Source organism: Cellulomonas algicola (assembly GCF_019024305.1).
Lineage (GTDB): Bacteria > Actinomycetota > Actinomycetes > Actinomycetales > Cellulomonadaceae > Cellulomonas > Cellulomonas algicola.
On sequence record NZ_JAHKSJ010000027.1, the window covers coordinates 95920 to 116253 of the forward strand.

The following is a 20334-nucleotide window of genomic DNA, read 5'->3' on the forward strand; positions in this document are numbered from 1 at the left end:
CCCGTAGACTCCTGCGGTGCCTTCCACGACCTCCGGACCTGACGCGTCCGCGACCACGCCTGCGCGCCGCCGGCGGCTGGTGACGACGCTCGTCGTCCTCGCCGTCTCGGTGCTGCTCGTCGACCAGCTCACGAAGCAGTGGGCGCTCGCGTCGCTCGAGGACGGCGTGCGGCACGAGCTGCTCGGCGACCTGCTGGGGCTGCAGCTCGTGTTCAACCCCGGTGCCGCGCTCGGGATCGCGACCGGCATGACGTGGGTGCTGACGGTCGTCGCGACGGTCGTCGTCGTCGTGGTCGTACGCGCGTCGCGCCGGATCGGCTCGGCCATGTGGGCCGTCGCGCTCGGTCTGCTGCTCGGCGGTGCGCTGGGCAACCTCGTCGACCGGTTCCTGCGTGAGCCCGCCTTCGCGCGCGGCGAGGTCGTGGACTTCATCGCGTACGCCAACTGGTTCGTCGGCAACGTCGCCGACATCGCGATCGTCGTCGCGGCGGGCCTGATCGTCCTGCTCGCAGGGCGCGGGGTGCACCTCGACGGGACGCGCGACGGCGACGCCGCGCCTGCCGACGGCGCCGCACCTGCCGACGGCGCCGCAGGCCTCGACGGCTCCGCGACCCGCGACGGCTCCGCGCACGACGCGCCTGGCGCCGGGGCACCGACGCGCGGCGGCACGGCCGACGACGCCGGCTCCGCCGCCCGCACGGACTCCCCGGCGGAGCGACCCGGTGCCTGAGGTCCGCGCGCTGCCCGTGCCCGACGGTCTCGCCGGCGAGCGGGTCGACGCCGCGCTGTCCCGCATGCTCGGCCTGTCGCGGACCCGTGCCGCGGAGATCGCCGCCGCCGGTGGTGTCCGCGTCGACGGACGGTCGGTCGGCAAGTCGGACCGGCTCGTGGCCGGTGGGTGGCTCGAGGTCGAGATCCCGGACCCGCAGGGCCCGCCGGCGCCGGCGGTCGTGCCGGAGCCGGTCCCGGGGATGCGGATCGTGCACGACGACGACGAGGTCGTGGTCGTCGACAAGCCCGTGGGGGTCGCCGCGCACCCGTCGCCGGGCTGGACCGGCCCGACCGTCGTCGGCGCGCTCGCCGCCGCGGGGTACCGCATCTCGACGTCGGGGGCCGCCGAGCGGCAGGGCGTCGTGCACCGTCTCGACGTCGGGACGTCGGGGCTCATGGTCGTCGCGAAGAGCGAGCACGCGTACACGGTGCTCAAGCGCGCGTTCAAGGAGCGCACGGTCGAGAAGGTGTACCACGCGCTCGTCCAGGGCCACCCCGAGCCGACGACCGGCACGATCGACGCCCCGATCGGGCGGCACCCGTCGGCGGACTGGAAGTTCGCGGTGGTCGCGGACGGCAAGCCGTCGGTCACGCACTACGAGGTCCTCGAGATGCTCCCGTCGGCGTCGCTCGTCGAGGTGCACCTGGAGACGGGCCGCACGCATCAGATCCGCGTGCACTTCGCGGCGCTGCGGCACCCGTGCGTCGGGGACCTGACGTACGGTGCGGACCCGACGCTCGCGGCCCGCACGGGCCTGTCGCGGCAGTGGCTGCACGCGGTCCGGCTGGGCTTCGAGCACCCGGGTACGGGCCAGTGGCTCGAGGTCACGAGCACGTACCCGGACGACCTCGCGCACGCGCTCGAGACGCTGGGCGCGGGCTACCGCTGACGCTCCGCCGCGTGCCGCGGCGCGGTTCCGGCGGAGCCGGTCGGGGCGGTCCGCCGTCCGCCCGCGGCGAGGTGCCCGGCGTGTCGCGCACGCCACCGCCGACACGGTCGCGGGGCGTCCGGAGGTGTCGGTGGGGCGACCTAGGATGGCCCGCATGGCATCTGCTGGAGGCTCCGACTTCGTCCACCTCCACGTGCACACCGAGTACTCGATGCTCGACGGTGCGGCCCGGCTCGGCGACCTCTTCGCGGAGGTCGAGCGGCAGGGCCAGACCGCCATCGCGACCACGGACCACGGCTACCTGTTCGGTGCGTTCGACTTCTGGTCGAAGGGCACGGCGGCCGGGATCAAGCCGATCATCGGCATCGAGGCGTACGTCACGCCGGGCACCAGCCGGTTCGACCAGACGCGCGTGCGGTTCGGCCAGCAGGGTCAGGAGGCCGACGACGTCTCGGCCCGCGGTGCGTACACGCACATGACGATGCTGGCGCGGAACAACGAGGGTCTGCACAACCTGTTCCGCGCGTCGTCGCTCGCGTCGCTCGAGGGCCAGATGGGCAAGTGGCCCCGGATGGACCGCGACCTGCTGGAGACCTACGGCAACGGGCTCATCGCGACGTCGGGCTGCCCGTCGGGCGAGATCCAGACGCGGCTGCGCCTCGGCCAGTGGGACGAGGCGGTGCGCGTCGCCGGCGAGCTGCAGGACATCTTCGGCAAGGAGTTCTTCTACGTCGAGCTGATGGACCACGGGATCGACATCGAGACCCGCGTCCTCAAGGACCTGCTGCGACTGTCGGAGACGATCGGAGCGCCGCTCGTCGCGACGAACGACCTGCACTACGTGAAGCAGGAGGACAGCGCGTCGCAGGAGGCGCTGCTCGCGATCAACTCGGGCTCGACGCTCGCGGACCCGGACCGGTTCAAGTTCGACGGCGACGGCTACTACGTGAAGTCGGCCGCGGAGATGCGGCGCATCTGGGCCGAGCTGCCCGAGGCGTGCGACAACACGCTGCTGATCGCGGAGCAGTGCGAGGTCTCGTTCAACACGTCGGCGAACTACATGCCGAACTACCCGGTCCCGGCCGGCGAGGACGAGACGAGCTGGTTCGTCAAGGAGGTCGAGGCGGGCCTGCACCACCGGTACCCGGGCGGCATCCCGGACGAGGTGCGCAAGCAGGCCGCGTACGAGACCGAGGTCATCACGCAGATGGGCTTCCCGGGGTACTTCCTCGTGGTCGCCGACTTCATCAACTGGGCCAAGGACAACGGGATCCGCGTCGGACCGGGCCGTGGTTCGGGTGCGGGCTCGATGGCCGCGTACGCCATGAAGATCACGGACCTCGACCCGTTGCAGCACGGCCTGATCTTCGAGCGGTTCCTCAACCCCGACCGTGTCTCGATGCCCGACTTCGACGTCGACTTCGACGAGCGTCGTCGCGGCGAGGTCATCCGGTACGTGACGGAGAAGTACGGCGAGGACCGCGTCGCGCAGATCGTCACGTACGGCACCATCAAGGCCAAGCAGGCCCTCAAGGACTCCGCGCGGCTGCTGGGCATGCCGTTCGCGATGGGGGAGAAGCTCACCAAGGCGATGCCGCCCGCGATCATGGGCAAGGACATCAGCCTGACGGGCATCTTCGACCCGGCGGACAAGCGCTACCACGAGGCCGAGGAGTTCCGTCAGGTCCACGCGACCGACCCGGACGCGCAGCGCGTGGTCGAGCTCGCGAAGGGCATCGAGGGCCTGAAGCGGCAGTGGGGCGTGCACGCGGCGGGCGTCATCATGTCGAGCGACCCGCTGATCGACATCATCCCGATCATGCGGCGGCCGCAGGACGGCGCCGTCATCACGCAGTTCGACTACCCGACGTCCGAGGGCCTCGGCCTCATCAAGATGGACTTCCTCGGGCTGCGCAACCTCACGATCCTCGACGACGCGCTCGAGAACATCGTGATGAACGGCAAGGACCCGGTCGTGCTCGAGGAGCTCGAGCTCACCGACCGCAAGACGTACGAGATGCTGGGGCGCGGCGACACGCTGGGGGTGTTCCAGCTCGACGGCGGCGGCATGCGCACCCTGCTGCGCCTCATGCGCCCCGACAACTTCGAGGACATCTCGGCCGTCGGCGCGCTGTACCGGCCGGGCCCGATGGGTGCCAACTCGCACACCAACTACGCGCTGCGCAAGAACGGCGCGCAGGAGGTCACGCCGATCCACCCCGAGCTGGCCGAGCCGCTCGAGGACATCCTCGGCACGACGTACGGCCTGATCGTGTACCAGGAGCAGGTCATGGCGATCGCGCAGCGCGTCGCCGGGTACTCCCTCGGACAGGCCGACATCCTGCGCCGCGCGATGGGCAAGAAGAAGAAGTCCGAGCTGGACAAGCAGTTCGAGGGCTTCTCCGCGGGCATGCAGGAGCGCGGCTTCTCGATGGCCGCGGTGCAGACGCTGTGGGACATCCTGCTGCCGTTCTCCGACTACGCGTTCAACAAGGCCCACTCGGCCGCGTACGGCGTCATCTCGTACTGGACGGCGTACCTCAAGGCGAACTACTCGGTCGAGTACATGGCCGCGCTGCTCACGTCGGTCAAGGACGACAAGGACAAGTCGGCCCTGTACCTCGGCGAGTGCCGGCACATGGGCATCACGGTGCTGCCGCCCGACGTGAACTCGTCGGCCGCCAACTTCACGGCCGTGGGCGCGGACATCCGCTTCGGCCTCACCGCGGTGCGCAACGTCGGCGCGAACGTCGTCGACGCGATCGTGCGGACGCGTGAGGAGAAGGGCGCGTTCACGTCGTTCACCGACTTCCTCGAGAAGGTGCCGGCGGTCGTCTGCAACAAGCGGACCATCGAGTCGCTCATCAAGGCGGGCGCGTTCGACTCGCTCGGTCACCCGCGGCGTGCGCTGCTGCTCGTGCACGAGCAGGCGGTCGACTCGGTCATCGGCGTCAAGCGCAAGGAGGCCGAGGGCCAGTTCGACCTGTTCGCCGACCTCATGGGCGGCGACGACGCGGGCCCGGGCTTCGCGGTCGCGATCCCGGACCTGCCCGACTGGGACAAGAAGCAGCGCCTCGCGTTCGAGCGGGAGATGCTCGGCCTCTACGTGTCCGACCACCCGCTGTCGGGCATCGAGCACGTCCTCGCGGCCTCGGCGGACGTGTCGATCGCGACGCTGCTCGCGGACGAGGCGCGGCCCGACGGGTCCACCGTGGTGATCGCCGGCCTCATCACGTCGCTGCAGCGCAAGATGTCGAAGCAGGGCAACCCGTGGGCCGCGGTCACGATCGAGGACATGGAGGGCTCTGTCGAGATCATGTTCTTCGGCGAGACGTACCTCGCGTACTCGACGGTGCTCGCGGAGGACGCGGTCGTCGTCGTGAAGGGCCGGGTGCGCCGCCGCGACGAGTCGATGTCGCTGCAGGCGATGGAGGTGTCCCTGCCCGACGTGTCGCAGGTCGCGGACGCGCCGGTCGTCGTCTCGCTCGCGGTCGCGCGCTGCACGCAGCCGCTGGTCGAGCGCCTGCGCGAGGTCCTGTCGACCCACCCGGGGATCACGGAGGTGCACCTGCGCCTCACCAGCCCGGGGCGGGCGACGGTGATGCGCCTGGGCGACGGGTTGCGGGTCGAGCGTTCGCCGTCGCTGTTCGGCGACCTCAAGGCGCTCCTCGGCCCGAGCTGCCTCTCCGCCTGACGACACATAGCCCTTGCGTTATATAACGCAGGATGGAAACATCGCCTCCGTGGACGTGATGGACGCGTTGGGCGACCCGGTGCGGCGGCGGCTCGTCGAGCTGCTCGCCGACGGCGGTCGGAGCGCGGGCGACCTCGCCGACGCGGTCGGCGCGGAGTTCGGCATCAGCCAGCCCGCGACGTCCCGTCATCTGCGCGTCCTGCGCGAGGCGGGCGTCGTCGAGTCGCGCCCGCAGGGCCCGGTCCGGCTGTACTCCGTGCGTCCCGAGCCGCTCGCCGACGTCGAGCGGTGGGCGCGCGACGTGCGCCGCTACTGGGAGCCCCGTCTCGACGCGCTCGCCACCGAGGTCGCACGTGGCACGCGTGCCCGCCGCCTGGCGTCGGACGACGCGCCCGGCACCAACGACCAGGGGAGGAACCCATGAGCGACAGCACCGACGTGCGCGGCGTCCTGACCGCGACGCCCGCCGGCACCACCGTCCGCTTCGAGCGCCGGTACGCGACGGACGTCGACGACCTGTGGACGTGCCTGACGGAGCCGGCCCGCGTCGCCCGCTGGCTCGGCCCGCTGCTCGGCGAGCTGCGGGTCGGCGGCCGGTTCGAGGTGCGGATGGGCGACGACGTCGACGACTCGCCGCAGAACGCGACGGGCGACGTGCTGCTGTGCGACCGCCCCCACCGGCTCGACGTCACGTGGTCGTTCCCGGGCGAGCCCGTCACCCGCCTCTCGGCGACGCTCACCGGCGACGCCGGTGCGACCGTGCTGGTGCTCGAGCACCACGACCTCGAGGATCGTGCGGCCCGGGGGTACGGCGGCGGGTGGCACACGTGCCTCGACCGCCTGGACGACCTCCTGGCGGGGCGCGACGTCCGGTCGTGGGACGAGCTGTTCGGCGAGCGCCAGTCGCTCTACCGGGAGGGCGCGGCCGGCTGACCGTCAGCCGACCGTCGCGCTGACCACGCCCGTCGGCAGGTCCACGTCGACGCGGTCGCCGCGGACGAGCTGACGGCCGCGACGGGACTCGGGCTCGCCGTTCACGGTCACCGCACCGTCGTCGAGGAGCTCGCGCGCCTGCGCGCCCGTCTCGGCGAGGTCGGCGAGCTTGAGGAACTGGCCGAGGCGGATCGAGTCGTCGGCGATGGGCACCTGAGTCATGGCAGCAGTCTGCCCCGCCGACGCATGCGACCGGTGCGTGGGCGCACGGGAAAGGGGAGGCGTCCGCTCGTAGAATCGTCGCCGTGATCACCCGAATCGACCTGCGCGGTCGCGTGCTGTCCCGTCGTGAGCTCCTGCAGGAGCTGCCTCGCGCGGAGGTCGACGTCGAGCACGCCGCCGAGGCGGTCGCGCCGATCATCGCGGCCGTGCGCGAGCGGGGCGCGGCCGAGCTGCGCGACCTCGCCGAGCGGTTCGACGGCGTCCGCCCGCAGCACGTGCGCGTCCCCGCCGCGACGATCACGGCGGCGGTCGACCGGCTCGACCCGCAGGTGCGGGCCGCGCTCGAGGAGACGATCCGCCGCGTCCGTCAGGTGCACGGCGCGCAGCGTCCCGACGACTTCACGGTCCAGGTCGCGCCGGGTGCGACGGTCCGCCAGCGCTGGCTCCCGGTGCGGCGCGTGGGCCTGTACGTGCCGGGCGGGCTCGCGGTGTACCCGTCGTCGGTCGTGATGAACGTCGTCGCGGCGCAGGAGGCCGGGGTCGGCTCGCTCGCGGTCGCGTCGCCGCCGCAGCAGGACGAGGGCGGGCTGCCCGACCCGGTGGTGCTCGCCACGTGCGCGCTGCTCGGGGTCGACGAGGTGTACGCCGTCGGCGGCGCGCAGGCGGTCGCGATGTTCGCGTACGGCGCCGCGGGCTCGCAGGCGGAGGACGGCGACACGCTGTGCGAGCCGGTCGACGTCATCACCGGACCGGGCAACGTCTACGTCGCCGCAGCCAAGCGGCTGGTGCGCGGCGTCGTCGGCATCGACGCGGAGGCGGGCCCGACGGAGATCGCGATCCTCGCCGACGGGACGGCCGACGCGAACCACGTCGCCGCGGACCTCGTCTCGCAGGCGGAGCACGACCCCCTGGCCGCGGCGGTGCTGGTCACGACGTCGGTCGAGCTCGCGGGCTCGGTCGAGGCGAAGCTCGTCGACCGCGTCGACGCGACGCGGCACCGCGAGCGTGTGACGACCGCGCTCAACGGCACGCAGTCGGCGATCGTCCTGGTCGACGACCTGGACGCAGGGCTCGACGTCGTCAACGCGTACGGTGCCGAGCACCTCGAGATCCAGGCCGTCGGCGCTGCGGCGCTCGCGGACCGGGTGACGAGCGCGGGTGCGATCTTCGTCGGCCCGTACTCGCCGGTGTCGCTCGGCGACTACATGGCGGGCTCGAACCACGTGCTGCCGACGGGCGGCTGCGCGCACTTCGCGAGCGGGCTCGGCGTGCACTCCTTCCTGCGCGCGGTGCAGGTGGTGGAGTACGACGCCGACGCGCTCGCGGTGGTCGCCGACCGGATCGTGGCGCTCGCCGACGCCGAGGGGCTGCCGGCGCACGGCGAGGCGGTCCGCGCGCGCTTCTGACCGGGCCGTCGCGCAGCGCCGTCCCCACCCTGCGGACGTCGGGGACGGCGGGCGGCGGGCGCTCCCTAGAATCGGCAGGGTGACCGCCGACCTCGCCCGTCCCGCGCTGCCGCTGCGCCCCGAGCTCGCCGGGCTGGAGCCGTACGGCGCGCCCCAGCTCGACGTGCCCGTGCTGCTCAACGTCAACGAGAACCCGTACGCGCCGTCGGACGCCGTCGTCGAGGACGTCGCGCGCGCGGTGGCCGACGCGACGCGCACGCTCAACCGGTACCCGGACCGCGACTTCGCCGCCCTCCGCCAGGACCTCGCGGACTACCTCGCGGTCGAGTCGGGCGTGCGGGTCGCACCCGAGCAGGTGTGGGCGGCCAACGGGTCGAACGAGATCATGCTGCACGTCCTGCAGGCCTTCGGTGGTCCGGGCCGCACGGCGCTGTCGTTCTCGCCGACCTACTCGATGTACCCGGAGTACGCGCGCGACACCTCGACGGCCTGGATCGAGGGGCGTCGCGAGGAGGACTTCAGCCTCGACCCCGACGCGGCGCGCGCGGCGATCGCGCAGCACGCGCCGTCGGTGGTCCTGCTCGCCAGCCCGAACAACCCGACGGGCACCGCGCTGCCGGCGGACACGGTGCTCGCGGTCCTCGACGCGGCGGCGCGCGTGCCGGGCGGGTGCGTCGTCGTCGTCGACGAGGCGTACGGCGAGTTCCGGCGCCGCGGCACGCCGTCCGCGCTCGAGCTGCTCGACGGTCACCCGCACCTCGCCGTGAGCCGCACGATGTCGAAGGCGTTCGGCCTGGCCGGTGCACGCGTCGGCTACCTGACGGCCTCGACCGCGTTCGTCGACGCGTTGCGCGTCGTGCGCCTGCCCTACCACCTGTCGGCCGTCACACAGGCGGTCGCACGGGCCGCGCTGCGGCACGCGCCGGAGCTCATGGCGCAGGTCGGGTCGCTGCGCGACGAGCGCGACGCCCTCGTCGGCTGGCTGCGCGAGCGCGGGCTGCGCGTCGCGGACTCCGACGCCAACTTCGTCCTGTTCGGCACGTTCGACGACCGTCGGGCCGTCTGGCAGGGTCTGCTCGACCGCGGCGTCCTCATCCGCGAGGTCGGGCCGCAGGGCTGGTTGCGGGTGTCGGTCGGCACCCCGCAGGAGACGGCGGCGTTCAAGGACGCCCTGACGCAGGTCGTGGGACTGGCCGCGACCGGCAACGAGGAGGACCGGTGAGCACTGGCACGACCGCGGCCCCGCGGACCGCACGCGTCGAGCGCACGACGAGCGAGTCGAGCGTCGTCGTCGAGCTCGACCTGGACGGCACGGGCCGCACCGAGATCTCGACGACGGTGCCGTTCTACGACCACATGCTCACGGCGCTCGGCAAGCACTCGCTCATCGACCTCACCGTCCGCGCGACGGGCGACACGCACATCGACGCGCACCACACGGTCGAGGACGTCGCGATCACCCTCGGCGAGGCGCTGCGTCAGGCGCTCGGCGACAAGCGCGGCATCTCGCGGTACGGCGACGCGACGGTGCCGCTCGACGAGGCGCTCGCGCAGGCCGTCGTCGACGTGTCCGGCCGCCCGTACCTCGTGCACTCCGGGGAGCCCGAGGGGCAGGAGTACCACCTCATCGGCGGGCACTTCACCGGCTCCCTGACGCGGCACGTGCTCGAGTCGATCGCGCACCACGCCGCCTTCAGCATCCACGTCCGCGTGCTCGCGGGCCGCGACCCCCACCACATCGTCGAGGCGCAGTTCAAGGCCCTCGCGCGGGCGCTGCGGTTCGCGGTCGCGCTCGACCCGCGCGTGGACGGCATCCCGTCGACGAAGGGTGCGCTGTGAGCGACCAGCCCGCCGGCGGCCGCACGCCCGACGAGCCGGACGACGTCGTCGTCCCGGACGACCTGTCGTCGCTGCTCGACGGGCCTGCCGGCTCGTCGGTCCCGGACGACGCCTCGTCGCTGCTCGACGACACCGCGGACCGGACCGTGCCCGACGACGCGTCGGCGCTCCTCGGCAGCGACGGCGACGAGCGGTCGGCGACGGCCGGCACGCCCACGGGGGACGGCGCGAGCGCCGCGGACGCGGCCGACGACAGGGACGCGGCTGACGACGCGGCCGCCCGCGACGACGCGGACGCCGCGCCCGTCGTCGTGCCGGACGACCTGTCGTCGCTGGCCGCGGGTGGCACGGAGGTCCCGTCGCTCGCGCTCGTCGTGACGCAGGTCGCCGCACCCGCGCCGCTCGCCGCGGCGTGCGCGCTCGCCAAGGTCGACGTGGACGTCGTGCCGTCGTCGGTCGGCGCGATCGCGGTGCTGTGCGACCCCGCGAGCGGCGCAGCCGGCGCGGAGGCGATCTCGCGGCTGCTGCGGACGCTGCCCGTGATCCTGCTCGAGCGCCGCGAGGGTCAGATCTCCGCGGGACGCTGGACGGGCGGGGCCCGGGTCGCGGACCTGCCGCCGGGTCTCGTGCTGTCGGACGCGCCGTCGGTGCTCGAGGACCTGCTGCTCGGCGACGCGAAGGTCGCCGAGGTCCCGGGCGTCGTGTCGAGCGTCGGCATGTCCCGCTGGCAGGCGATGCGCGCGCTCGCGGCGGGTCGCAAGAGCCGGTGAGAGGTGCGTCTCGTCGCACGGCCGCGGCCCGCGTCGTCGACGGCCGGCGGGTAGCCTGACGCGGTGTCCACCCCCCGCGTCGTCGTCCTCGACTACGGCTTCGGCAACGTCCGCTCCGCGGTGCGCGCGCTCGAGCGCGTCGGCGCCCAGGTCGAGCTGACGGCGGACAAGCACGCCGCAACGGAGGCCGACGGCCTGGTCGTGCCCGGCGTCGGCGCCTTCGCGGCCGTCATGGGCGGGCTGCGCGCGGTCGGCGGCGACCAGGTGGTCGACCGTCGCCTGGCCGGCGGCCGTCCCGTGCTCGGGATCTGCGTCGGCATGCAGGTGATGTTCGCCGAGGGTGTCGAGCACGGTGACCGCACGGACGGGCTCGGCGAGTGGCCCGGCGTGGTCGACCGGCTCGAGGCCGACGTCGTGCCGCACATGGGCTGGGCCACGATCGAACCGCCGGCAGGCAGCACGCTGTTCCGCGGCCTCGAGGACGAGCGCTTCTACTTCGTGCACTCCTACGCGGCCCGGTCGTTCCCGCTGACCGACGAGGAGCAGAGCGCGACACCGTTCAGCGCGCCGCTCGTCACGTGGGCCACGCACGGCGACCGGTTCGTCGCGGCGGTCGAGAACGGCCCCCTCGCCGCGACGCAGTTCCACCCCGAGAAGTCCGGCGACGCGGGCGCGCAGCTGCTGACCCACTGGGTCGACTCGCTGCGCTGACCCCGGCGCTCCCCTCACCACCGCACCACCTCCCGGAGGACACCCATGACCGACCGCCTCGAGCTGCTGCCCGCCGTCGACGTCGCCGACGGCCAGGCCGTCCGCCTCGTCCAGGGGGAGGCCGGCTCCGAGACCGGCTACGGCGACCCGCTCGCCGCGGCGCTCGACTGGCACGCGGGGGGCGCCGAGTGGATCCACCTCGTCGACCTCGACGCGGCGTTCGGGCGCGGCTCCAACGCGGGTCTGCTCGCGGACGTCACGCAGCACCTGGCGGGCAAGGGCGTGAAGATCGAGCTGTCGGGCGGGATCCGCGACGACGCGTCGCTTGCCCGCGCGCTCGGGACCGGCGCGACGCGCGTCAACCTCGGCACGGCCGCGCTCGAGGACCCGGAGTGGACGGCGCGCGTCATCGCCGAGCACGGCGACCAGATCGCGGTGGGCCTCGACGTGCGCGGCACGACGCTCGCGGCCCGCGGCTGGACGCAGGAGGGCGGCGACCTGTGGGAGGTGCTCGAGCGCCTCGACGCGGCCGGCTGCTCCCGCTACGTCGTCACCGACGTGACGAAGGACGGCACGCTGCGCGGCCCCAACGTCGACCTGCTCCGCGAGGTGTGCGCGCGCACCGACGCCCCGGTCGTCGCGTCCGGCGGCGTGTCGAGCCTCGAGGACCTGCGCGTGCTGCGCGAGCTCGTGCCCGTGGGCGTCGAGGGCGCGATCGTCGGCAAGGCGCTCTACGCGGGGGCGTTCACGCTGCCGCAGGCGCTCGACGTCGCCGGCCGGCCCTGACCCGGTCGTGAGCACCGGCCGCGCGCTGCCGCCGTCGTCACCGTTCGCCGGGGACGACGGGTCCGCCGACCCGCGCGTCGCGGCGGCGCTGTCCGCCTACGGCCGGGGCGACGGGACGGTCGCGGGCGTGGTCGACGCGCTCGCGGGCACGCGTGTGCTGGTGCCCGTGCTCGCCGAGCTCGAGGCGGCCGACGTCGTCGTGCACGACGGGCACGCGCACACGGTCGACAAGGAGGCCTCCGCGGGGATCGTCGCGCTGCGGACGCCCGACGGTCGCACGGCGCTGCCGGTGTTCACGAGCGTCGCGGCGATGACGGCGTGGCGGGCTGACGCGCGGCCCGTGCCCACCGACGCGGCGCGCGCGGCGCTGTCCGCGGTCGACGAGGGCTGGGAGGTCCTCGTCGTGGACGCCGGCGGGCCGGTCACCGTGCTGCTGCCGCGGACGGCCGTGTGGGCGCTGGCCCAGGGGCAGGCGTGGCGGCCCGCCGTGGTCGGCGGGACGATCGACCGCGACGTCGCCGAGGCGGTCCGGCACGCGCTCGCGACCGTGCGCGACGTCGTCGAGTCGAGCACGGAGCCGGGGACACGCGCGGAGGTGGCCGTCGTCCTGGGCCTCGTCCCCGGGCTGGACCGGGCGCGTCTCGACGCAGCGCTGGCGCAGGTGAACGCCGCGCTGGCGGCCGACGAGACCGTGACGTCGCGCGTCGACTCGCTCGAGCTGCGCGTGCGCGCCGCCCGCTGACCCGGGCGCGCGGCGTCAGTGCCGGCGGCGCAGCGCCCAGGCGAACGCGCACACCGTGACCGCGGTCGCGGCGACCAGCTGCCCGCCGAGGATCACCCGGTTGAGGTCGAGCGTGGGCCGCCACTGCACCCCGGACTCGTCGACGACGAACACGCCGACCGCCTTCACGTGCGCGGCGTAGCCGCCGCCCCCGCCGTGCCCGCCGCCGTGCCCGTGGTGCGGCTCGGGGTCGCCCGTGCGCCGGCCGAACGACGGCGCCGACGGCAGGTCGCCCTCGCCGTCGCCGGACCCGAGACCGACCGCCCCCGAGACGCGTGCGACGGGGATGACGAGCCGGCCGTCCCGCTCGTACGCGTCGCCGAACACGCGGCGGACCGTGAGGTTGTCGTTGGCGGCGCCGGCGAGCTGCGTCGGGTCGAAACGAGGTGCGTCGGACATGCGTTCCTCCGTGCGTTCTCGGTCGGTCAGGAGCAGGTCGAGCGGTTCAGGTGCAGGTGGGTGCGTCCGTGAAGGCGGACTCGTCGTCCAGCATGGCGCGCAGGGTGCTCACGGGCACCACGAAGCTGTGCCCCTCGGCGTCCTTCGCGTACACGACCCCGACGACGCGCCCGTCGGTGTCGAGCACGGCGGAGCCCGAGCTCCCCGGCTCGACGGGGGCGTCGGTCACGAGGACCTCGCCGAGGTTGACGTTGAGCGGGTCGGTCGTCGCGCCGAGCACGGCGCCGGTCGTGATCGTGAGCCGCTGCCCGAGCGGGTAGCCGACGACGGTCACGGCGTCCCCGGGCGCGGGGTCGGCGTCCGCGAGCTCGGGTGCGGCAGGCAGCGGCTCGGCCGTCCGGACGATCGCGAGGTCCGCAAGGCCCGCGGTGCTCGCCGCGGTCGCGCCGACGTCGCGCCCGTCGTAGGTGCTGAGCTGCAGCGCGGACGAGTCGGCGACGACGTGCCGGTTCGTGACGAGCGTGTTCGCATCGATCGCGAAGCCCGAACCCGTCGAGACGGAGCCGCACCCGATGTTCCGGATCCGGACCGCCATGCGCTGTGCCGAGTCGAAGCCGTCGGGGGAGAGGTTGCCGGACGACGTGGGCGCCGGAGCCGGGGCTCGGCTCGGGATGACGCTCGACGGCACGGGCGCGGGCATCGCGGGCAGGACGGCGCAGCCGGTCAGGGACGCCAGGAGCGCGAGCCCGGAGAACGCCCGTAGGCGGGGTCGCGTCACCGGTCGAGCTCGCGCTGGAGGGAGGCGTTCGCGTCGGTCGCGGCGCCGCACACGCGGTCCACGTCGGTCGCGAAGCGCTGCAGGTCGGACGGGTCGTACTGGTCGGACTCGCGGAGGTAGCCGATGAGACGCTGCTGGCCGTCGATGCAGTTCGCGAGCGCGGTCGCGACCTGACCCGCGGCCTGGGACACGCGCGCCTGGTAGTCGGCGAGCTGCTGCTGCGAGGCGCTCGTGTCGCCGAGCCGGGCCTTCTCGTCGGCGAGCTCGGTGATGCGCTGCTGCGCGGCGGCGAGCTGCGTCTGCGTGTCCGTGAGCTCGGCCTGCGCGGCCTCGAGGTCCGTCTGCGTCTGGGCCAGCGCCGTGCCGTGCGTGCGCGCGAGGTCCTCCCACTGCGCCGACGACCGCTGCCACGCGCTCGTGGTGCGGATCAGGTAGACGGTCAGGAGCGCGGCCGCGACGACCACGGCGACGAGCGCGATCGCGAGGACGGTCGTGCCTCGGCGACGCGGCGCCCTCGGCCCGCTGGCACCGTCGACCGCACCGGCGGGCGGGACGACGGGCGGGCTCGCCGGCACCCAGGGCGCCGGCCCGGGCGCCGCGGTGGCGGCCGGCACCCCGGGCGCGCCCGGGGTGGCAACCGTCGCGGGTGCGGGGTGAGGGCTCGCCGGGGGCGGAACGGCGCCGGGCACGGACGGCAGGGGAGCCGTCGGGGCGTACGTGGCGGGCGTGACCGGAGCGCTCGCGGGCGAGCCCGCTGCGGGTGTCCCCGGTCGCGGGGTCTCGGGCCAGCCGGCGGGGGCGTTGTCGGTCGGCATCGCCCCAGGATACGAGCGCGCGACCGTCCGGGGATCGACCGTGGCGGGTGAGGACGGGTGCCGGTCCGGGGGTTCGCCCGGTCCGTCCCGATGCCGGCCCTCGTCGGACGCGAGCCGCGTCACACCAGGCCCGCGGGCCCGGGAATTCGGTCGGAGGAGCGTGCGCCCCGGGCGACAATGGTCGCCATGTCCCGCTTCCCCTACGGCGCGCTGCTGCGCCTCCCGGGGGTGGGGCGGCTGTTCGCCGTGTCGTTCGTCGCCCGCATCCCGCACGCCATGACCGGCGTGGTCCTCACGCTGCACGTCGTGACGGCGCTCGACCGCGGCTACGCCCAGGCGGGTCTCGTCGCGGGCGCGATGACGGTGGGCATGGCCGTCGGTGCGCCGTGGCGCGGGCGGCTGGTCGACCGGCTCGGCCTGCGCCGCGCGATCGCGCCGTCCATCGTGGTCGAGTCGGCCGTCTGGGTCGTCGCGCCGCACCTCTCCTACGAGGCGCTCGTGGGCGCGGCCGTGGTCGCCGGGCTGTTCCTCGTGCCCGTGTTCTCGGTGACGCGCCAGTCGCTGTCGGTCATGGTGCCGCTCGCCCAGCAGCGGTCGGCGTTCGCGCTCGACTCGGTCGCCGTCGAGGTGACCTTCATGCTCGCGCCCGTGCTCGGCGTGGAGCTCGCGACCCAGGTGTCCACGTCCGTCGCCCTCACCGTCGTCGGCAGCACGACGGTGCTCGCGGGCGTCCTGCTGTTCTGGGCGAACCCGCCGACGCGCTCGGCCACCCCGCTCGACACCGCAGCGGTCGTCGAGCGCGCGCGGGCCCGCGTGCTCGGACCCGACCTCGTCGTGGTGCTGCTCGCGGCGCTCGCGGCGTCGTTCGTGCTGATCGGCACCGACGTGTCGCTCGTGGCCGCGCTCAACGACGAGGGCCGCGCGTCCGACGTCGGCTGGATGATCGCGCTGTGGGCGGGCGGCTCGGTCGTCGGCGGCCTGGTCCACGGCGCCCGGCGGCGCTCGCCGTCGCCGCTCGCGCTCGTCGCGATCCTGGCGCTCGCGACCGTGCCGGCGGCGTTCGCGCCCGTCCCGGTCTGGCTCGCGCTCGCGGTCGTGCTCGCGGGCCTGCCGTGCGCGCCCGCGCTGTCGTCGATCAACGCGACGCTCGTGCGGCTCGTGCCCGAGCACCGGCGCGGCGAGGTCATGGGCTGGAGCGGGACGATGTCGACCGTCGGCAACGCGCTCGGCGCGCCGCTGTGCGGGTGGGTGATCGACCACGGCACGCCGGGTCACGGCTTCCTCACCGCGGCGGCCGTCGGCGGTGCCGTCGCGGTCGGTGGTCTCGTGGTCCTGCGGGTCACGTCCGCGCGGCGCGGCGGGTCGGTCGACGGTGCGGCGCCGCGCGACGACGCCGCTCCCGTGCCTGCCGACGCCGACGGGACGCCGCACGCACGGGCGTCGGCCGCCGCCGACGAGCCGACCGTGGTCACGCCGCGCGAGCCGCTCGCCACCGAGGGTGTCGTCGTGACCGAGGGTGTCGTCGTGAAGGACCCCGCGGGCGTCTGAGGCCCCTCGAAGGACCCCGCGGGCGTCTGACGCCCCTCGCGCCGGCGGCGTCCCGGAACGTCCCACGCCGGGGTTGCGCCGGCGACACCCCCGGCGCGTCAGACGACGCCCGTCGGCCCGGTCGGCGCCTCCGGGTGACAGCGACCCCAGCGTCGGGAGCCGCTCACGCCGTTCAGACGACCGAGCCCGTGAACTTCTCGCCGGGCCCCTCGCCAGGGGCGTCGGGGATGACGGACGCCTCGCGGAACGCGAGCTGGAGGGTGCGGAGCCCGTCGCGCAGCGACCGCGCGTGCTGGTTGCCGATGTCGGGGGCGGACGCCGTGACGAGCGCGGCGAGCGCGGTGATGAGCTTGCGCGCCTCGTCGAGGTCCAGGTACGCGGCACCCGCGCCGTCCGGGCCGTCCTCCGCGAGCCCGCACTTGACGGCGGCGGCGCTCATGAGGTGCACCGCGGCGGTCGTGATGACCTCGACGGCGGCGACGTCCGCGATGTCGCGCGTCGCACCGGTCACCGAGCCGTCGGTCGTCTCGGCGGTGTCGGGGGCGTCGGACGTGGGGGAGTCGGTCATGGGCTCGATCCTCTCACCGCTCATACCCGCCTCCGACCGTCGCAGACCGCTGGCGCCGGCCGTCGAGCCTCTCCTGTCGGGCGCCCGGACGCCCGGCACGACGCCGCGAGGCCGGCGCGCCCGCCCGTCATGCGGGCGCGGCGGACGCGACGAGGCCCCGCACTGCCGGGGTCGGCGGGACGGGGCCTCGTCGTGCGGGGTCGTGCGGTCAGGCGACCGGGACGCTCGCCGTCGCGGGCTCGCCGGTCTCGACGGGGGCAGCGCCGGTCAGCGCGGCGCGGAGCTGCGCGCCGAGGCCGGCGTCGACCTGCGTCCAGTACTGGATGGCCCGCTCGCGGATGTCGTCGCGGCGCACGCCGCCCACGTGCCCCGTGATCGTCTCGAGGAACCGGGCGCGCGCCGCGTCGTCGAAGACCTCGCGGTAGAGCGTGCCCGCCTGGCCGAAGTCGTCGTCCTCGGCGTGCAGCGTCGCGGCGGCGCGGACCATCGCGCCGTCGGACTCCCACCCGCCGGACTCGCCGGCGCGCGCCGGGTCGGCCGCGGGACCGCCCGCCGAGTTCGGGGCGTAGACCGGGACGTCGGGGGCGGCGAAGGCGATGCGCGCGGCCCCGTCCTTCGAGTACGAGTGCACGTCGGAGTGCGGCGCGTTGACCGGGAGCTGCGCGTGGTTGGTGCCCACGCGGTACCGGTGCGCGTCGGCGTAGGAGAAGATCCGCGCGAGCAGCATCTTGTCGGGGCTGGCGCCGATGCCGGGGACGAAGTTCGACGGGGCGAACGTCGCCTGCTCGATCTGCGCGAAGTAGTTCTCGGGGTTGCGGTTGAGCTCCATGACGCCGACCTCGACCAGCGGGTAGTCCGCGTGCGGCCACACCTTCGTGAGGTCGAACGGGTTGAAGCGGTACGTCGTCGCGTCCTGGTACGGCATGACCTGGACCGACAGGGTCCAGCGCGGGAAGTCGCCGGCCTCGATGTGGCCGAACAGGTCGCGGATGTGGTGGTCGGCGTCGGACCCGGCGAGCTGCGCGGCCTCGTCGGCCGTGAGGTTGTCGATGCCCTGCTGGGTCGTGAAGTGGTACTTGACCCAGAACCGCTCGCCCGCGGCGTTGACCCACTGGTAGGTGTGCGAGCCGAAGCCGTCCATGTGGCGCCACGACGACGGCAGACCGCGGTCGCCCATGAGCCACGTGACCTGGTGCGCCGACTCCGGCGACAGCGTCCAGAAGTCCCACTGCATGTCGTTGTCGCGCAGGTGCGAGCCGGGCAGGCGCTTCTGCGAGCGGATGAAGTCGGGGAACTTGATCCCGTCGCGGATGAAGAAGACCGGGGTGTTGTTGCCGACGAGGTCGTAGTTGCCCTCGGACGTGTAGAACTTCAGCGCGAACCCGCGGGGGTCGCGCCACGTGTCGGGCGAGCCGTTCTCGCCCGCGACCGACGAGAAGCGCGCGAGCATCTTGGTCTGCACCCCCGGCTGGAACAGCGCGGCACGCGTGTAGGCGGACACGTCGCCCGTCGTCGTGAACGTGCCGAACGCGCCGCCGCCCTTGGCGTGGACCACGCGCTCGGGTACGCGCTCGCGGTTGAACTGCGCGAGCTTCTCGACGAGGTAGTGGTCGTGCAGGACGATCGGACCGTCGGCGCCGACGGCGAGCGAGTGCGCGTCGGAGGCGACGGGGGCGCCGCTGTTCGTCGTCGTCGGGGGCACGTGAGACATGGGTGTCCTCTCCAGGGTGGGTGGTGCGACGCGCGACCCGGGTACCGGGCGCCCGTCAGGGCCGGCGTGCTCGGCGGTCGCCGGGCGGCCGGTCAGTCGGCGGCGGCGGCCGCGGCCACCGCGCAGGTGGGGCACAGGCCCCAGAACGTGACCTCCGCCGTCTCGACCGCGAAGCCGGACGTGGAGGAGGGGATGAGGCAGGGCGCGTGCCCGGTGACGCAGTCGACGTCGTCGACGGCGCCGCAGCCCCGGCAGACGACGTGGTGGTGGTTGTCGCCGACGCGCCGCTCGTAGCGCGCGGGGTGGCCCGCCGGCTCGATGCGCCGCAGCAGGCCCGCGGAGGTGAGCGCGCCGAGCACGTCGTAGACGGCTTGCACCGACACCGACGGCACTCCGGAGCGCACGAGGCGGAGCACGGTGTCCGCGTCGGCGTGCGGGGTGCGGCGGAGCGCGTCGAGCACGGCCAGGCGCGGGCTGGTGACGCGCAGGCCGTGGTCGCGCAGGAGTGCGGTGTCGTCCACATCCTCCACCCAACCATCGAGACTGGAATGATTCAAGTCTTGGAACCGTTCCATCTGACGTGGACCCGGCGTCGGGTGCCCCTCGGACGAGGGGTGCGCGGTCGTCTGGTAACCTTGTCCACGACTGACCTGCGACCGCGCGCGACTCGGCCCTCACGGGACGGCGACCGACGGTCCAGGGGCACAAGTGGAGCACCTCCCACCTGGGTCTCGACCGACCGGCTCGACCGGCGACAGGGACCGGGTCACCAGTCCGCACGTCGACGGCCATGCCGTTCGGCGCGACTCGCGGCGACCGCACGGTCGTGCGCGGGGCGGAGCTGTACGAGGCCTCCTCCTGTGCTCAGGACGGGGGCCTTCCTCGTTCCTGGCGGTCCGCCACGACGAACCTGAGGAGCACACATCAGCGAGCCCCGCATCAACGATCGGATCCGCGTCGCCGAGGTCCGCCTGGTCGGCCCCAACGGCGAGCAGGTCGGCATCGTCCGCGTGGAAGACGCACTGCGCCTGGCCCAGGACGCCGACCTCGACCTCGTCGAGGTCGCCCCGGACGCCCGCCCGCCCGTCTGCAAGATCATGGACTACGGCAAGTTCAAGTACGAAGCAGACATGAAGGCCCGCGAGGCCCGGCGCAACCAGACCAACACGGTCCTCAAGGAGATCCGCTTCCGCCTGAAGATCGACCCGCACGACTACGGCACCAAGAAGGGCCACGTCGAGCGGTTCCTCAAGGCGGGGGACAAGGTCAAGGTCATGATCATGTTCCGCGGTCGCGAGCAGTCGCGTCCGGAGATGGGCATCCGCCTGCTGCAGCGCCTCGCCGAGGACGTCGCCGAGCTCGGCTTCGTCGAGAGCTCGCCGAAGCAGGACGGGCGCAACATGATCATGGTCCTCGGCCCGACCAAGAAGAAGGCCGACCAGAAGCTGGAGCAGCGTCGTGCTGCGCAGGCTGCCGCGCGTGCCGCGGAGGTGGAGACCGAGTCCGAGTCGCCCGCCGCCGCTCCGGTGCGCACCGAGGCACCGGCCGCACCTGCGGCGTCCGCGCCCGCTCCGGCCGCTCCCGCACCGGCTCCGGCCGCTGCTGCGCCCGTCGCGGCTGCTGCGGCGCCGGCTCCGGCCGCGGCTGCTGCACCGGCCGCTCCCGCGGTCGAGGCGACCCGTCCGGCGACGCCGCGTCCGGCGTCCCCGCGT

At 74.0% G+C, this 20334-nt stretch carries 21 protein-coding genes; 14 read left to right on the forward strand and 7 right to left on the reverse strand.

Annotated features, from left to right (window positions below; genetic code table 11):
• Positions 1-16 precede the first annotated feature (16 nt).
• The 5 genes from KOV94_RS17600 to KOV94_RS17620 all read left to right on the forward strand — a co-directional run bounded on the left by KOV94_RS17600 (position 17) and on the right by KOV94_RS17620 (position 6288).
• The gene (locus KOV94_RS17600) at positions 17-730 is read left to right on the forward strand and encodes a signal peptidase II (RefSeq protein ID WP_218052748.1); all 714 of its coding nucleotides are present in this window, start codon (positions 17-19) and stop codon (positions 728-730) included.
• Entirely contained in the window at positions 723-1661 is a 939-nt protein-coding gene (locus KOV94_RS17605) for an RluA family pseudouridine synthase (RefSeq protein ID WP_124342414.1), read from the forward strand. Before KOV94_RS17600 ends, KOV94_RS17605 begins: the two co-directional genes overlap by 8 nt.
• Positions 1662-1815: 154 nt before the next feature.
• Positions 1816-5355 carry a DNA polymerase III subunit alpha gene (gene dnaE / locus KOV94_RS17610; RefSeq protein WP_218052749.1) on the forward strand — a complete coding sequence of 1180 codons (3540 nt, stop codon included), beginning with the start codon at positions 1816-1818 and terminating at the stop codon, positions 5353-5355.
• 58 nt (positions 5356-5413) lie between these two features.
• The gene (locus KOV94_RS17615; protein WP_124342418.1) at positions 5414-5779 is read left to right on the forward strand and encodes an ArsR/SmtB family transcription factor; all 366 of its coding nucleotides are present in this window, start codon (positions 5414-5416) and stop codon (positions 5777-5779) included.
• Positions 5776-6288, forward strand: coding sequence for an SRPBCC family protein (locus tag KOV94_RS17620; protein ID WP_124342412.1), 513 nt, complete (start codon positions 5776-5778; stop codon positions 6286-6288). The genes KOV94_RS17615 and KOV94_RS17620 overlap by 4 nt, the downstream gene beginning before the upstream one ends.
• 3 nt (positions 6289-6291) lie before the next feature.
• On the opposite strand, the gene KOV94_RS17625 is transcribed toward KOV94_RS17620, so the two are convergent.
• Positions 6292-6510 carry an RNA-binding S4 domain-containing protein gene (locus KOV94_RS17625; RefSeq protein WP_162351753.1) on the reverse strand — a complete coding sequence of 73 codons (219 nt, stop codon included), beginning with the start codon at positions 6508-6510 and terminating at the stop codon, positions 6292-6294.
• Positions 6511-6593: 83 nt separating this feature from the next.
• Between KOV94_RS17625 and hisD the strand changes: the two genes are divergently transcribed.
• The 7 genes from hisD (at position 6594) to KOV94_RS17660 (ending at position 12764) form a co-directional block, all read left to right on the forward strand.
• Positions 6594-7916: a histidinol dehydrogenase gene (hisD, locus tag KOV94_RS17630; RefSeq protein WP_124342410.1), complete on the forward strand. Its 1323-nt coding sequence runs from the start codon at positions 6594-6596 to the stop codon at positions 7914-7916.
• Between the two features lie 79 nt (positions 7917-7995).
• Entirely contained in the window at positions 7996-9138 is a 1143-nt protein-coding gene (locus KOV94_RS17635; protein ID WP_218052750.1) for a histidinol-phosphate transaminase, read from the forward strand.
• Positions 9135-9755 carry an imidazoleglycerol-phosphate dehydratase HisB gene (gene hisB, locus KOV94_RS17640; RefSeq protein ID WP_124342408.1) on the forward strand — a complete coding sequence of 207 codons (621 nt, stop codon included), beginning with the start codon at positions 9135-9137 and terminating at the stop codon, positions 9753-9755. The genes KOV94_RS17635 and hisB overlap by 4 nt, the downstream gene beginning before the upstream one ends.
• Positions 9752-10525 carry a hypothetical protein gene (locus tag KOV94_RS20835; protein ID WP_225916908.1) on the forward strand — a complete coding sequence of 258 codons (774 nt, stop codon included), beginning with the start codon at positions 9752-9754 and terminating at the stop codon, positions 10523-10525. The genes hisB and KOV94_RS20835 overlap by 4 nt, the downstream gene beginning before the upstream one ends.
• Before the next feature lie 63 nt (positions 10526-10588).
• Complete coding sequence (gene hisH, locus KOV94_RS17650) at positions 10589-11236, forward strand: imidazole glycerol phosphate synthase subunit HisH (RefSeq protein WP_124342407.1); 648 nt, start codon at positions 10589-10591, stop codon at positions 11234-11236.
• Positions 11237-11281: 45 nt separating this feature from the next.
• The gene (gene priA, locus KOV94_RS17655; RefSeq protein ID WP_124342406.1) at positions 11282-12022 is read left to right on the forward strand and encodes a bifunctional 1-(5-phosphoribosyl)-5-((5-phosphoribosylamino)methylideneamino)imidazole-4-carboxamide isomerase/phosphoribosylanthranilate isomerase PriA; all 741 of its coding nucleotides are present in this window, start codon (positions 11282-11284) and stop codon (positions 12020-12022) included.
• Between the two features lie 7 nt (positions 12023-12029).
• Positions 12030-12764, forward strand: a complete 735-nt coding sequence (locus KOV94_RS17660; protein WP_218052751.1) for an SseB family protein — start codon at positions 12030-12032, stop codon at positions 12762-12764.
• Between the two features lie 15 nt (positions 12765-12779).
• On the opposite strand, the gene KOV94_RS17665 is transcribed toward KOV94_RS17660, so the two are convergent.
• Genes KOV94_RS17665 through KOV94_RS20840 form a run of 3 tightly spaced genes read right to left on the reverse strand, consistent with a single transcriptional unit; the run spans position 12780 to position 14795 of the window.
• A complete protein-coding gene (locus tag KOV94_RS17665; protein WP_218052752.1) occupies positions 12780-13202 on the reverse strand; it encodes a spore germination protein GerW family protein in 423 nt (140 codons plus the stop codon).
• Positions 13203-13248: 46 nt separating this feature from the next.
• Positions 13249-13980, reverse strand: coding sequence for a S1C family serine protease (locus KOV94_RS17670; RefSeq protein ID WP_235843392.1), 732 nt, complete (start codon positions 13978-13980; stop codon positions 13249-13251).
• Positions 13977-14795, reverse strand: coding sequence for a hypothetical protein (locus KOV94_RS20840; protein WP_225916909.1), 819 nt, complete (start codon positions 14793-14795; stop codon positions 13977-13979). Before KOV94_RS20840 ends, KOV94_RS17670 begins: the two co-directional genes overlap by 4 nt.
• A gap of 186 nt (positions 14796-14981) precedes the next feature.
• Here KOV94_RS20840 and KOV94_RS17680 point away from each other — a divergent pair, with 186 nt between their 5' ends.
• Complete coding sequence (locus tag KOV94_RS17680) at positions 14982-16343, forward strand: MFS transporter (RefSeq protein ID WP_225916910.1); 1362 nt, start codon at positions 14982-14984, stop codon at positions 16341-16343.
• Between the two features lie 172 nt (positions 16344-16515).
• Here KOV94_RS17680 and KOV94_RS17685 read toward each other — a convergent pair whose 3' ends face one another.
• The 3 genes from KOV94_RS17685 to KOV94_RS17695 form a co-directional block, all read right to left on the reverse strand.
• On the reverse strand, positions 16516-16911 hold the full coding sequence (locus KOV94_RS17685) for a DUF1844 domain-containing protein (protein ID WP_225916911.1): 396 nt from the start codon (positions 16909-16911) through the stop codon (positions 16516-16518).
• 208 nt (positions 16912-17119) lie between these two features.
• Complete coding sequence (locus KOV94_RS17690) at positions 17120-18622, reverse strand: catalase (RefSeq protein WP_218052754.1); 1503 nt, start codon at positions 18620-18622, stop codon at positions 17120-17122.
• A gap of 92 nt (positions 18623-18714) precedes the next feature.
• Positions 18715-19143, reverse strand: a complete 429-nt coding sequence (locus KOV94_RS17695) for a Fur family transcriptional regulator (protein ID WP_308160634.1) — start codon at positions 19141-19143, stop codon at positions 18715-18717.
• Positions 19144-19593: 450 nt separating this feature from the next.
• On the opposite strand from KOV94_RS17695, the gene infC reads away from it, so the two are divergent.
• Positions 19594-20334 (forward strand): translation initiation factor IF-3 (gene infC, locus KOV94_RS17700; RefSeq protein ID WP_225916946.1); only part of this gene is annotated, 741 nt, incomplete at its 3' end.

Excerpts from the sequence above, each read along its gene's own strand:
- dnaE (WP_218052749.1), top strand. The coding sequence starts at position 1,816 with ATGGCATCTGCTGGAGGCTCCGACTTCGTCCACCTCCACGTGCACACC.
- KOV94_RS17615 (WP_124342418.1), top strand. The coding sequence starts at position 5,414 with ATGGACGCGTTGGGCGACCCGGTGCGGCGGCGGCTCGTCGAGCTGCTC.
- KOV94_RS17620 (WP_124342412.1), top strand. The coding sequence starts at position 5,776 with ATGAGCGACAGCACCGACGTGCGCGGCGTCCTGACCGCGACGCCCGCC.
- KOV94_RS17625 (WP_162351753.1), bottom strand. The coding sequence starts at position 6,510 with ATGACTCAGGTGCCCATCGCCGACGACTCGATCCGCCTCGGCCAGTTC.
- priA (WP_124342406.1), top strand. The coding sequence starts at position 11,282 with ATGACCGACCGCCTCGAGCTGCTGCCCGCCGTCGACGTCGCCGACGGC.
- KOV94_RS17665 (WP_218052752.1), bottom strand. The coding sequence starts at position 13,202 with ATGTCCGACGCACCTCGTTTCGACCCGACGCAGCTCGCCGGCGCCGCC.
- KOV94_RS20840 (WP_225916909.1), bottom strand. The coding sequence starts at position 14,795 with ATGCCGACCGACAACGCCCCCGCCGGCTGGCCCGAGACCCCGCGACCG.
- KOV94_RS17680 (WP_225916910.1), top strand. The coding sequence starts at position 14,982 with ATGTCCCGCTTCCCCTACGGCGCGCTGCTGCGCCTCCCGGGGGTGGGG.
- KOV94_RS17685 (WP_225916911.1), bottom strand. The coding sequence starts at position 16,911 with ATGACCGACTCCCCCACGTCCGACGCCCCCGACACCGCCGAGACGACC.
- KOV94_RS17690 (WP_218052754.1), bottom strand. The coding sequence starts at position 18,622 with ATGTCTCACGTGCCCCCGACGACGACGAACAGCGGCGCCCCCGTCGCC.